13 protein-coding genes are annotated in these 12,013 nt (G+C 62.2%); 3 read left to right on the top strand and 10 right to left on the bottom strand.

All coding sequences use genetic code 11. From position 1 onward, the window contains the following. Positions 1-17: 17 nt before the first annotated feature. Positions 18-824 carry a DUF72 domain-containing protein gene (locus M727_RS0106320; protein ID WP_027151961.1) on the top strand — a complete coding sequence of 269 codons (807 nt, stop codon included), beginning with the start codon at positions 18-20 and terminating at the stop codon, positions 822-824. A 31-nt stretch (positions 825-855) separates the two neighbouring features. Here M727_RS0106320 and M727_RS42305 read toward each other — a convergent pair whose 3' ends face one another. The 6 genes from M727_RS42305 to urtA form a co-directional block, all read right to left on the bottom strand. Then, the gene (locus M727_RS42305) at positions 856-1,032 is read right to left on the bottom strand and encodes a hypothetical protein (RefSeq protein ID WP_084646650.1); all 177 of its coding nucleotides are present in this window, start codon (positions 1,030-1,032) and stop codon (positions 856-858) included. Positions 1,033-1,500: 468 nt separating this feature from the next. Continuing rightward, complete coding sequence (gene urtE / locus M727_RS0106330) at positions 1,501-2,196, bottom strand: urea ABC transporter ATP-binding subunit UrtE (RefSeq protein WP_027151962.1); 696 nt, start codon at positions 2,194-2,196, stop codon at positions 1,501-1,503. Between the two features lie 70 nt (positions 2,197-2,266). After that, on the bottom strand, positions 2,267-3,013 hold the full coding sequence (gene urtD / locus M727_RS0106335; protein ID WP_027151963.1) for an urea ABC transporter ATP-binding protein UrtD: 747 nt from the start codon (positions 3,011-3,013) through the stop codon (positions 2,267-2,269). 3 nt (positions 3,014-3,016) lie between these two features. Beyond that, positions 3,017-4,249, bottom strand: a complete 1,233-nt coding sequence (urtC, locus tag M727_RS0106340) for an urea ABC transporter permease subunit UrtC (RefSeq protein ID WP_027151964.1) — start codon at positions 4,247-4,249, stop codon at positions 3,017-3,019. Further along, positions 4,246-5,862 carry an urea ABC transporter permease subunit UrtB gene (urtB, locus tag M727_RS0106345; RefSeq protein WP_027151965.1) on the bottom strand — a complete coding sequence of 539 codons (1,617 nt, stop codon included), beginning with the start codon at positions 5,860-5,862 and terminating at the stop codon, positions 4,246-4,248. Before urtB ends, urtC begins: the two co-directional genes overlap by 4 nt. Before the next feature lie 121 nt (positions 5,863-5,983). Further along, positions 5,984-7,294, bottom strand: a complete 1,311-nt coding sequence (gene urtA / locus M727_RS0106350; RefSeq protein ID WP_027151966.1) for an urea ABC transporter substrate-binding protein — start codon at positions 7,292-7,294, stop codon at positions 5,984-5,986. Positions 7,295-7,596: 302 nt separating this feature from the next. On the opposite strand from urtA, the gene M727_RS0106355 reads away from it, so the two are divergent. Next, on the top strand, positions 7,597-7,992 hold the full coding sequence (locus M727_RS0106355) for a hypothetical protein (protein ID WP_027151967.1): 396 nt from the start codon (positions 7,597-7,599) through the stop codon (positions 7,990-7,992). Positions 7,993-8,058: 66 nt separating this feature from the next. Here the strand turns inward: M727_RS0106355 and M727_RS0106360 are convergent, their stop codons facing one another. The 3 genes from M727_RS0106360 to M727_RS0106370 all read right to left on the bottom strand — a co-directional run bounded on the left by M727_RS0106360 (position 8,059) and on the right by M727_RS0106370 (position 10,701). Further along, positions 8,059-9,630, bottom strand: coding sequence for a GMC family oxidoreductase (locus tag M727_RS0106360; protein WP_027151968.1), 1,572 nt, complete (start codon positions 9,628-9,630; stop codon positions 8,059-8,061). A gap of 47 nt (positions 9,631-9,677) precedes the next feature. After that, entirely contained in the window at positions 9,678-10,226 is a 549-nt protein-coding gene (locus M727_RS0106365; protein WP_027151969.1) for a hypothetical protein, read from the bottom strand. A 79-nt stretch (positions 10,227-10,305) separates the two neighbouring features. Beyond that, positions 10,306-10,701: a VOC family protein gene (locus tag M727_RS0106370; RefSeq protein WP_027151970.1), complete on the bottom strand. Its 396-nt coding sequence runs from the start codon at positions 10,699-10,701 to the stop codon at positions 10,306-10,308. 256 nt (positions 10,702-10,957) lie between these two features. Between M727_RS0106370 and M727_RS0106375 the strand changes: the two genes are divergently transcribed. Then, positions 10,958-11,263, top strand: coding sequence for a ribbon-helix-helix domain-containing protein (locus M727_RS0106375; RefSeq protein ID WP_027151971.1), 306 nt, complete (start codon positions 10,958-10,960; stop codon positions 11,261-11,263). Here M727_RS0106375 and M727_RS0106380 read toward each other — a convergent pair. Continuing rightward, positions 11,260-11,970: a DeoD-type purine-nucleoside phosphorylase gene (locus M727_RS0106380; protein WP_027151972.1), complete on the bottom strand. Its 711-nt coding sequence runs from the start codon at positions 11,968-11,970 to the stop codon at positions 11,260-11,262. The genes M727_RS0106375 and M727_RS0106380 overlap by 4 nt on opposite strands. Positions 11,971-12,013 lie beyond the last annotated feature (43 nt).

Here is a 12,013-nt window from a genome sequence, read left to right on the forward strand (position 1 = left end):
AACCCGGGAGGACGACAGTGACTCAACCTGGAAAAATCCGCGCCGGCATGGGCGGCTGGACCTTCGAGCCATGGGACAAGTCCTTCTACCCGGAAAAGTTGTCCAAGGCGAAGCAACTGCACTACGCAACCCGGCAGGTGCCAAGCATCGAGGTCAACGGCACCTATTATTCGAGTTTCAAGGAGCCGACCTTCGTCAGATGGGCAAACGAGGCGCCGGACGGGTTTGTCTATTCGCTGAAAGGCAACCGTTTCGTCACCAACCGCCGCGTGCTCGGTGAGGCCGGCGAGTCGATGACGCGTTTCCTGGGGTCGGGCGTCGCCGCGCTCGGCGACAAGCTCGGGCCGATCCTGTGGCAGTTCGCGCCAACCAAAAAATTCGACCCGGACGATTTCGAGGCTTTCCTCAAGCTGTTGCCTGAAAAGCAGGACGGCGTTGCGCTGCGCCATGCGGTCGAGGTGCGCAACGACAGTTTCGTCGTGCCGGAATTCGCCGCCCTGGCGCGCCAATACAAGGTGGCGATCGTCTATGCCGACCACGCCAAATATCCAGCAATCGCCGACGTCACCGGCGATTTCATCTATGCCCGGCTGCAGACCGGCAGCGACGACAATCCCGACTGCTACACGCCAAAGGCGCTCGACGAATGGGCGGCGCGGGCGAAGACCTGGGCGCAGGGCAAGGCGACGGCCGACCTGCCGCGCGCCGATCCCTCAACCGAGGCACCGGTCAAACCGCGTGATGTGTTCGTCTACTTCATTACCGAAGGCAAGGCCCGCGCGCCGTTCGGCGCCATGGCGCTGATGAAGCGCGTCACAGGCTGACGGCGGCGGCACAGCGCATCCACCCCTTCGGTCACGCCGCCACCACGACTTCGTTGTATGCATCGAGATCGACGAAGAACACCTTGGTGAGCTCCGCGATCAGTTGGTCGTGGTCGTATCCTTGCGATTTCAGAATATCGATGGCGGTCATGATGTCGACGCGCTCGGTAAGCCGTCGTTTCTGGTGGTCCTCGAGGTAACGTTCCATCGGCTGCCCTGGCCCAAGTGCCCCAAATGCGTTTGAACAACGATCAGATCGCAGGAGGAGGCTGCTTGCACGAAACGTGCCGGCTGAGCCTGCGCCTGATCTGTCGATGAGACTGATACGGAAAGCGGCCGACTCAACAAGGCCAAGTAAAGCCTAGCATGCAATCTTCAGCGCGCCAGAGGCGTTCAGGAAAGACTGAGCAGCCCCTCGCGACTTCGTCATCCTTGGGCGCAGCGATCGCGCAGCGGCGCGAAGACCCAAGGATCCATGCCGTAACTTCTGGGCGTCGCCACGGGGCAGAATCCAGGAAAGTGTACGCTGGAAGACGGCTTCTGTTCTTGACCGCCGCATTCTTTGACTGACGGCACGGCATGGATCCTGGGGTCTGCGCCGCGTCGCTTTGCTCCTTGCTTCGCCCCAGGATGACGACGGGAGAGAGATGGTTCGGCTAATCTCGAGGGTCTGCGATCAAACGGTCAGAAACTTCCTCACATCCGCCCGGTCGAGATCCTCGGCCGGGCCGGTGTGGACGATCAGGCCGCGGTCCATGATGTTGACCTCGTCGGCCAGTTCCCGGCAGAAATCGAGATACTGTTCGACCAGCAGCACGGCGATATCGGCCTGGTCGCGCAGATAGCGGATGGCGCGGCCGATGTCCTTGATGATCGACGGCTGGATGCCCTCGGTCGGCTCGTCGAGCACCAGCAGTTTCGGCCGCATCACCAGTGCCCTGCCAATGGCAAGCTGCTGCTGCTGGCCGCCGGAAAGGTCGCCGCCCCTGCGGCCGAGCATCTGCTTCAGCACCGGGAACAATTCGAAGACGTGGCCGGGAATGTTGCGGTCGGCGCGCTTCAATGGCGAAAAGCCCGATTCGAGGTTTTCCCGCACGGTGAGCAGCGGGAAGATCTCCCTGCCCTGCGGCACGAATGCGATGCCCGACCGGGCGCGATCATACGCCGCGCTCCGGTCGAGCGCCTTCCCCTCGAAGGCAACGCTTCCGCTCGTCAGCCGGTGGTGGCCGACGATCGATCTCATCAAACTGGTTTTGCCGACGCCGTTGCGGCCGAGCACGCAGGTGATCTTGCCGGCGCCGGCCTTCAGCGAGACGCCACGCAGCGCCTGGGCGGCGCCGTAGTGGAGTGTGGCGTTGGAGACTTCGAGCATGGTCAGCGCCTTCTCCAGCGCATGAAGAACGAAAGATCGAAATGATGGAACGGAACGCGCCAGACCATGATCATCTCCCCAGATAGACTTCGACGACACGCTCGTCGGCCGAAACGAAATCGAGCGAGCCTTCGGAAAGCACCGAGCCTTCGTGCAGGCAGGTGACCTTGACGCCGAGCTCGCGCACGAAATGCATGTCATGCTCGACGACGATGACCGAATGGTCGCGGGCAATATCCCTGAGCAGCCGCGCGGTCTCCTCGGTCTCGGCGTCGGTCATGCCGGCGACCGGCTCGTCGACCAAAAGCAGTTTCGGATCCTGCGCCAAAAGCATGCCGATCTCGAGCCATTGCTTCTGGCCGTGGCTGAGATTGGCGGCGAGCTCGTCGCGCTTGTCACCGAGCCGGATGATGCCGAGGATGTCGTCGATCCGCCGCGCCTCCGCCGCCGAGCGGCGATGGAACAGTGCCGGGAAGATCGAGCGTGGGCCCTTCAGCGCCAGCATCAGGTTGTCCTCGATCGTGTGGCTTTCGAAGACCGTCGGCTTCTGGAATTTCCTGCCGATGCCCATCATGGCGATCTCGGCCTCGTCATGTTTCGTCAGGTCGACCTGCCCGTCGAAATAAACCTCGCCCGCATCGGGGCGCGTCTTGCCGGTGACGATGTCCATCATCGTGGTTTTGCCGGCGCCGTTCGGACCAATGATCGCCCGCATCTCGCCCTTGTCGAGCACCAGCGACAAATTGTTGATGGCGCGAAAGCCGTCGAAGGAAACCGAGACGCCGTCGAGATAGAGGATGGTGTTGCTCTTCGACATCGCTCACTCCGCCGGCTGCGGTTCGGGGCCGGATGCAGACCAGTCGCCAGGCGTTCTCGCAGCCGAGCGAACGATCTTCGGCGGTGGCGGGACGTCAGGATCGGTGCCGGCCTCCTCGGCGATCGAGGCTTCGCGCAGCGCCCTGGCATTGCCGCGCCAGGAATCCCACATGCCGACAATGCCCTTGGGCAGGAACAGCGTGACGGCGACGAACAGTCCGCCCAGCGCAAACAGCCAGAACGCCGGCAGCACGCCGGTGAACCAGGATTTTCCGGCATTGACCATGAGCGCGCCGATGATCGGCCCGACGATGGTGCCGCGTCCGCCGACGGCCGCCCATACCACGACCTCGATCGAATTGGACGGCTCGAACTCGCCCGGATTGATGATGCCGACCTGCGGCACGTAGAGCGCGCCGGCAATGCCGGCCATGACTGCCGACACGGTGAAGGCGAACAGTTTGATGTTCTCGGCGCGCCAGCCGAGAAAGCGCGTGCGGCTCTCGGCGTCGCGCACCGCCATCAGCAGCTTGCCGTATTTGGAACCGACGATCGCCCAGGTGACGAAGACGGCGAGCGCCAGCGTGATGGCGCTGGCCGCGAACAATGCCGAGCGTGTCGCATCGGCCTGCACGTTGTAGCCGAGAATATCCTTGAAATCGGTCAAGCCGTTGTTGCCGCCGAAACCCATGTCGTTGCGGAAAAACGCAAGCAGCAGCGCATAGGTCATCGCCTGGGTGATGATCGACAGATAGACGCCGGTGACGCGGCTGCGGAAGGCAAACCAGCCGAAGACGAAGGCGAGCAGGCCAGGCACCGCAAGCACCATGATCGCGGCAAACCAGAATTGGTCGAAACCGTACCAGAACCACGGCAATTCCCCATAATTCAGGAACACCATGAAGTCCGGCAGCAGCGGATTGCCGTAGACGCCGCGCGAGCCGATCTGGCGCATCAGATACATGCCCATCGCATAGCCGCCGAGCGCGAAGAAAGCGCCGTGGCCGAGCGAAAGGATGCCGCAATAGCCCCAGACGAGATCGAGCGCCAGGGCGAGCAGCGCATAGCAGAGATACTTGCCGGTGAGCGCGACGACATAGGACGGCACGTAGAAGGCACTCGTCGGCGAGACCGCAAGATTGAGCAGCGGCACGATGATGGCGACCGCCAAAAGGATGAAGATTGTGATGGCGATGCGGCGGTCGGCACCGGCGGCGAAGAAGCGTCCCGTGATCATGCTTCCACCGACCTGCCCTTCAGCGCGAACAGGCCGCGCGGGCGTTTCTGGATGAACAGGATGATGAGGACCAGCACGACGATCTTGCCGAGGACCGCCCCGGCATAGGGTTCGAGGAACTTGTTGACGATGCCGAGCGAGAAGGCACCGACCAGTGTGCCCCAGAGATTGCCGACGCCGCCGAAGACGACGACCATGAAGCTGTCGATGATATAGCCGCGGCCGAGATTGGGCGAGACATTGTCGATCTGGCTGAGCGCGACACCGGCGATGCCGGCAATGCCGGATCCCAAGGCAAAGGTCAGCGCGTCGACCCACGGCGTCCTGATGCCCATCGAAGCGGCCATGCGGCGATTGGCGGTGACGGCGCGCATCTGCAGGCCCCAGGAGGTGCGCTTCATCACATAAAGCAGCACCGCGAACACGCCGAGCGCGAATGCCAGTATCCAGAGCCGGTTCCAGGTCACCGCAAGCTGGCCGATATAGAACGAACCCGACATCCACGACGGATTGCCGACCTCCTGGTTCGTCGGCCCGAAGATGGTGCGCACGGCCTGCTGCAGGATCAGCGAGACACCCCATGTCGCCAGCAGCGTCTCCAGCGGCCGGCCGTAGAGAAAACGGATCACGCCCCGCTCGATGACAAGGCCGACGAGCGCCGCGACCGAGAAGGCGAGCGGCAGCGCGATAACCAGCGACCAGTCGAACAGGCCGGGAAAGGAGGTTCGGATCACCTCCTGCACGACAAAGGTCGTGTAGGCACCGAGCATCACCATTTCGCCATGCGCCATGTTGATGACGCCCATGACGCCAAAAGTGATGGCGAGGCCGATCGCCGCCAGCAGCAGCACCGATCCGAGCGAAATGCCGTACCAGATGTTCTGGCCCGCATCCCACAGCGCCAGCGTCGAATTGATGTCGGCGATCGCCGCCGTCGCCGCGTCCTTGACCGCGCCTTCGGAATTGGCCTCGACGGCGGTGAGCAGAGACAGCGCGTTGCGATCGCCGCGCCCGCCGATCAGGGCGACCGCCGCCAGTTTGTCGGCCTCCGGCCTGTCGGACACCAGAACCGATGCGGCGCGGGCCTGTTCGAGCAGCGCTTTGACGCTTGCCACGCTCTCGCTGGCGATTGCGGCATCGAGCGGCTCGATGTTTGTGGCGTCGGGCGTCTTGAACATGGTGTCGGCGGCGGCAATGCGCGCGGCCGGATCTTTTGCACCGAGCGTCAGCGTGCCCAGCGCATCGCGGATGGCGCGGCGCAGCGTGTTGTTGACCTTGATCTTGGTGATCTCGCTTTTGGCCGCGTCGCCGGATTTTTCACCGCTCAGCGGGTCGAGCAGCTCAACGTTGCCGCCAGCTGCCTTGCCGATGAAAACCAGCGAATCGGCCTTGCGGACGTAAAGATCGCCCTCGGCAAGCGCGCCAAGCGGGCGTTCGACGGCGGCATCACCGGTAGCGGCCAGCTCGCGCACGACAGCTTCGGTGGCCGAGAAATTCGAGGCAGTAGCAAATTTGGCGATGATGGCGCGCAGATCCGCTTCGGCAGCGTTCGACGGCGACAGCATCCCCAGGAGGAGCAGCAGCGTCAGGCCGATCGCGCGGGTGAGGATCATCGATTTCTTCGATTCTTGAGTGAAACTTCGCGTCCGGGCGGACTGGAGGAGAGGTCGAGCTCGCCCGGACGCGTCGCGGTCCAGGTCGTGGAGAAATCCACGACCGTCAGACCCGGGAGGATCAGTTGGTTCCCTTGCCGCCGCACTTGCCGGTCGCGACATTGAAGTTGCCGCAGGACAGAGGCGCGCGCCAATCGGAGATCAGGTCCTTCGAATCGGCGAGATAGTCGGACCACTCGTCGCCCATCACCAGGTCAGGCGTCTGCGAGACGGTCTCGAACTGGCCGTCGGCCTGGATTTCGCCGATCAGCACCGGCTTGGTGATGTGATGGTTCGGCATCATCGTCGAATAGCCACCGGTCAGGTTCGGCACCGAGACGCCGATCACGGCGTCGATGACCTTGTCAGGATCGGTGGTGCCGGCCTTCTCGACCGCCTTCACCCACATGTTGAAGCCGACATAATGGGCTTCCATCGGGTCGTTGGTGGTGCGCTTGTCGTTCTTGATGAATTTGTGCCAGTCGGCAATGAACTTGGCGTTCTCGGGCGTATCGATGCTCTGAAAATAGTTCCAGGCGGCGAGATGGCCGACGAGCGGCGCGGTGTCGAGACCGGCAAGCTCTTCCTCGCCGACCGAGAAGGCCATGACCGGGATGTCCTCGGCCTTGATGCCCTGGTTGCCAAGCTCCTTGTAGAACGGCACGTTGGCGTCGCCGTTGACCGTCGAGACGACGGCGGTCTTCTTGCCGGCGGAGCCGAACTTCTTGATCGCCGCCACCTCGGTCTGCCAATCGGAGAAGCCGAACGGCGTGTAGTTGACCATGATGTCTTCGGCAGCGACGCCCTTGGCTTTCAGATAGGCTTCGAGGATCTTGTTGGTGGTGCGCGGATAGACGTAGTCGGTGCCTTCAAGCACCCAGCGCTTCACCGAACCGCCGTCCTCGCTCATCAGATAGTCGACAGCCGGAATAGCCTGCTGGTTCGGCGCCGCACCGGTGTAGAACACGTTGCGCTCGCTCTCCTCGCCCTCATACTGGACGGGGTAGAACAGGATGTTGTCGAGTTCGCTGAACACCGGCAGCACCGACTTGCGCGACACCGAGGTCCAGCACCCGAACACCGCCGCGACCTTGTCCTTGGAGATCAGCTCGCGCGCCTTTTCGGCGAACAGCGGCCAGTTCGAAGCCGGATCGACGACGACCGCTTCGAGTTTCTTGCCGAGCAGGCCGCCTTTTGCATTCTGCTCTTCGATGAGCATCAGCATGGCGTCCTTCAGCGTCGTCTCCGAAATCGCCATGGTCCCCGACAGCGAGTGGAGAATACCCACCTTGATCGTGTCGTCAGCCGCCCTGGCCGGGACGCTCATCAGCAGGCCGGCCGTGACCGCGCCTGCCGAAAACATTTTTGTTATTGTCGAGAAACTGCCCCGCATATTTCAAAACTCCCTGACTGGTTGATCGCATCGCGAACAGACCATGCAACGGCTGTGCCAACCGCAGGAGCAAAATCAAGCGGGCCTGGATTTCCCAGCCCTATCAGCCGGTTAATATATTAGCCGCCAAAGATAAGCGCCGCTGCCAGTGCTCTGCCTGAGAAAAAGCCCCCCGCCCTCGCCTATTTTTTGGTCACTCGCGCGTTAATGCATGAATTTTGAGCAAAGCCACGTCAAAGAGGGCGAACTGTTGCAGCGCTGCAGGAAAATGGGGCAGGATCGATCTTCAAAAGAGCGACCGCATGACCTCCAGGATTTCTCGCATTTTCAGCACCATGCTTCTGGTTGCGGCAACCGGCAGCGCCCGCGCCGACTTCACCGATGGCAAATTGCCGGACGGCACATATCACTGCGAAGTCTATCTGCTTGGCATTTTCCTCAGCCTTGGCGACATCACCGTCAAGGGCAATGTCTATAGCGGCCCGGTGAGCTTCGGAACCGCCCGGCAGGGCTACAACTATCAGATGAATGCAAATGGCGAGATCACCTGGTTGGGCCCGTTGGGCGGCTACACGACCGGCGGCAACTCGATCTCGCTCACGCAAGCCACCCTGGACGGTCAAACCAGCCCGTCCTTCGACATCATCATGAAGCAGCCTGACGGCGCCTTCACCGCCTCGACCTGCACGAAGCGGTGAACAGCCGACAAGAAGAGGCGCGAAACCTTGTGAGGTTCCGCGCCAGCAGCAGTCGGGAGGGTATGGCTAAATGCTTTTGGCCGACATTTGTCCGGCAATGTACTCGGCCTGACGGATCGCCAGCGACACGATCGTCAATGTCGGATTTTCAGCCCCGCCCGTGGTGAACTGGCTGCCATCCGACACGAACAGGTTCTTGATGTCGTGCGCCTGGCCATGCTTGTTGACGACGCCGTCGGCCGCCTTCTCGCTCATCCGATTGGTGCCGAGATTGTGGGTCGACGGATAGGGTGGCGTCGGGAAGGTCCGCGTCGCCCCGACCGCCTCGTAGAGCGCCGAGCCCTGTTTGTAGGCGTGGTTGCGCATCGCCGTGTCGTTGGCATGGTCGTCGAAATGGACGTCCGCCACCGGCATGCCGTGCGCGTCCTTCATATCGGCATGCAGCGTGATGCGGTTTTCCTCGCGCGGCATGTCCTCGCCGACGATCCACATGCCGGCCATGTGGTCGTAGTGGTCGAGCGCCGTGGTGAAGGAACGCCCCCAGCCGCCGGGATTGAGGAAGGCGGCCATGAACGGCAGGCCGAGCGACAGCGTCTCGAGTTCGTAGCCGCCGACGAAGCCGCGCGAGGGATCGTTGCGGGCTTCGTCGCGGATGATACCGGCCATGGTGGTGCCGCGATACATATGCACCGGCTTGTCGAAGATGCCGTAGACCGAGCCCGTGGTGTGGCGCATGTAGTTCTTGCCGACCTGCCCCGACGAATTGGCAAGGCCGTCGGGAAACTGGCTCGATGCCGAATTGAGCAGGAGTCGCGGGCTCTCGATCGAATTTCCGGCGACGGCGACGATGCGGGCCTTCTGTTCCCTCAGTCTGCCGTCCTTGTCGGCATATTCGACGCCGGTTACCTTGCCTGATGCATCGTGGTTGATCTTGATGGCCATGGCATTCGGCCTGACCTCGAGATGGCCGGTCGCCTCGCCCTTGGGAATTTCGCTGTAGAGCGTCGACCATTTGGCGCCCCATTTGCAGCCCTGGAAGCAGAAGCCGGTCTGCTGGCAGGCATTGCGGTCGTCGCGCGGCTCGGAATTGATTGCCATCCGGCCGGTGTGGCACTCCTTGTAGCCGAGCTTGTCGGCGCCGGCCTTCATCACCTTGAAGTTGTTGTTGCCGGGAAGGCCCGTGATATTGTTGGTGAGCGTCACGCCGAGCTTGTCTTCGGCCTTTGCGTAGTAGGGCTCGAGCTCGGCAAGCGTGATCGGCCAGTCGAGCAGGTTCGCGCCTTCCAGTTTTCCGTAGGTCGAAAGCGTTTTGAATTCGTGCTCCTGAAAGCGCAGCGAGGCACCCGCCCAGTGGGTGGTCGAGCCGCCGACTGCCTTGACGATCCATGCCGGCAGGTTGGGAAAATCCTTCGCCACCCGCCAGTCGCCCGAGGTCGTGCGCTTGTCGGTCCAGGCGAGTTGGGCGAATGAGTCCCACTCGTCATTGATGAAATCCTCGTATTCGTGACGGGCGCCCGCCTCCAGCATGACGACATCGACGCCCTTCTGCGCAAGCTCATTGCCGAGCGTGCCGCCGCCGGCGCCCGAGCCGATGATGACGACCACGCCGTCGTTGTTGAGATCAAATGGTGCTGCCAAGGTTTCCTCCCATGATGTCTGTTGTAGTGCGGCTGCGACGATGGGGCTCAGAGCCACTCGATGTCGTCGAACCCGCGCGCCGTGTAGCCGCCCTTGGAGTAGGATTCGCCCTCGTAGCCGAAAATCGGCCAGACCTCCTTCTGGTTGTAGAGGCTGACGACAAGCCCGCTGCGGACGGCCTGGAAGAACGGCGTGTCCTCGATATCCCTGAGCACCGCAACGCGCTGCTCCTCCCAGCCGAGACCGGTGTAGCCGTCCTTGCCCGATTTCAAGTCGAGATCGGCGATACCCTTTTCGATAAGGTCCTTGTGGGCAGGGTCCTTGCCCGCCTGCTCATCGTGCGCCTTGACGGCGATTGCGTAATATTTGTCAGGCACTTGGTCGTGCGGGTAGATGTCGCGCGCCATCTGGATCAGGGTCGCCATGGTTTCGGGCTTGAGCGCGGATGTTTCGAGACCCCAGGCATGTTCCGGGCTGATAACGGCACTGCCTGAAATGACCAGCAGCGCGCCGACACCGCCGCGCTTTAGTAGCTCGCGGCGCGATAGAACCGGCTTCGTTTCATGGACCGGCTTGCTCTCATAAATTGTGACCAATTGTTCCTCCCTTGCTTGCTGTCTGCACCCGAAGGTGCCCTGGCTGGCGCCGCGCTGGCCGGCGCGGCCGTCGTATCTCCTATTTGAACCGGCCCTGACGCTGCAGGACCTCGATCTTGTAGCCATCGGGATCCTCGATGAAGAAGAAGCGTGCGAGCACCGCTCCGTCGCGGTTGAACTCGACGATCTTCTTCGGGATCAGGCCAAGCGCGCCGAGCCGGTCATGCTCGCTGTCCAGATCGGCGACCGAAACCGCGAGATGGCCGTAGCCGTCGCCGAGCGCGTAAGGCTCCTGGCGGCCCTTGTTGACGGTGAGTTCGACCTCGAGCTCCGCCTCGGCATTGCTCAGATAGACGAGCGTAAAGGTTTCGAAATCGAGCCGTTCGGCGACGTCCAGTCCAAACGCTTTCCGGTAGAAGTCGACGGACCGGGCCTCGTCGAGAACCCGGATCATGGTGTGGATCGCCTTCGCCAAATGACACTCCGTGCGGTAAGCGCGATGTGCGCGTCGGCGTGATTATGCGCGGGTTGCGGCAAACGTGGTGGCAGCCGATTACCACGCGCTAATCTAACGACGGGGAAAACCGCCTAAGGACGAAAGTCCGATTGCTGTTTTCCGCTTTCCAGCTGAAGATAATTGGCCACAACAGGCACTGCCAAAGGCGCGAATCACTGCCGATTGCGCCCAAAATCAATAAGAACGGCCAGATCAATAGGAACGGGAGGTAACGATGTGCAGGGTTTTTGCCGGGCAGGATCCGGACGGCTACCGGCAGATCAACCGGTCGATTCGTATCGACGGGCATTCGACCAGCATCCAGCTCGAGGCGACGTTCTGGGCATTGCTCGACGAGATCGCCGACAGCCAGGGCCTGACGACGCCGAAATTCATCTCGAAGCTTTATGACGAGGCCATCGAGATCAATGGCCAGATTCCGAACTTCGCCTCGATGCTGCGCACGACCTGTGCTCTCTATCTGCGCGGCCATCGGCCCGGCATCGAAGAACACACGGCGCCGAAGCGGCAGGCAGCTTAACTTTCGATCGCGACATCGAGCGCCAGGCGGGTCATATCGGTGAAGAGCGCCTGGCGTTCGGAATAATCGGTTTGCTCGCCGGTCACCACATTGTCGACGACAGTCAGCATCGACAAGGCCCTGGCGCCGAAATGCGCGGCGATGCGATAGAGCGCGCTGGTCTCCATATCCACGGCCAGCGCGCCCTGTGCCTGCGCTTCGGCGAAGCGGTCGCGCCCCTTGGGATGATAGAATATGTCGCTGCAGATGGTCAGCCCGACCTGATGTTCGATGCCGATTTCGGCAGCCCGGGCCAGGGCTTGGGAAACCAGCTCCGGATCGGGGCCGGCATCAGCACCATAGAGCCCAAAGACCTGGCCGCTCTCGGCACTTTCACCCCGCACCGCTTGCGAGATCACCAGACTGCGCAGTTTGACCGCGGCAGTCAGGGCACCACAGGTGCCGGTGCGGATCAGTGTCGTCACGCCATGGAAGTCCAGCAATTCATGCGCGTAGATCAGGAATGACGAGACGCCGATGCCGGTGGACTGGATGCTGACGGGCTTGCCGCGAAACAGGCCGGTAAAACCGAGGGCCTGCCTTCGACGGTTGACGCAGCGCGGCGCCTCGAGAAAGGTTTCCGCCATCCATTCGGCACGCTGCGGATCGCCCGGCAACAGCACTGTTGCCGCATAATCACCCTTGCCTGCCTCGTTGTGCGGCGTCACGGCATGCTCCCCCAAAACCCGCCGTCTGTTTGGCCCCATAATC

The sequence above is a fragment of the Mesorhizobium sp. WSM2561 genome (assembly GCF_000513915.1).
Lineage (GTDB): Bacteria > Pseudomonadota > Alphaproteobacteria > Rhizobiales > Rhizobiaceae > Mesorhizobium > Mesorhizobium muleiense.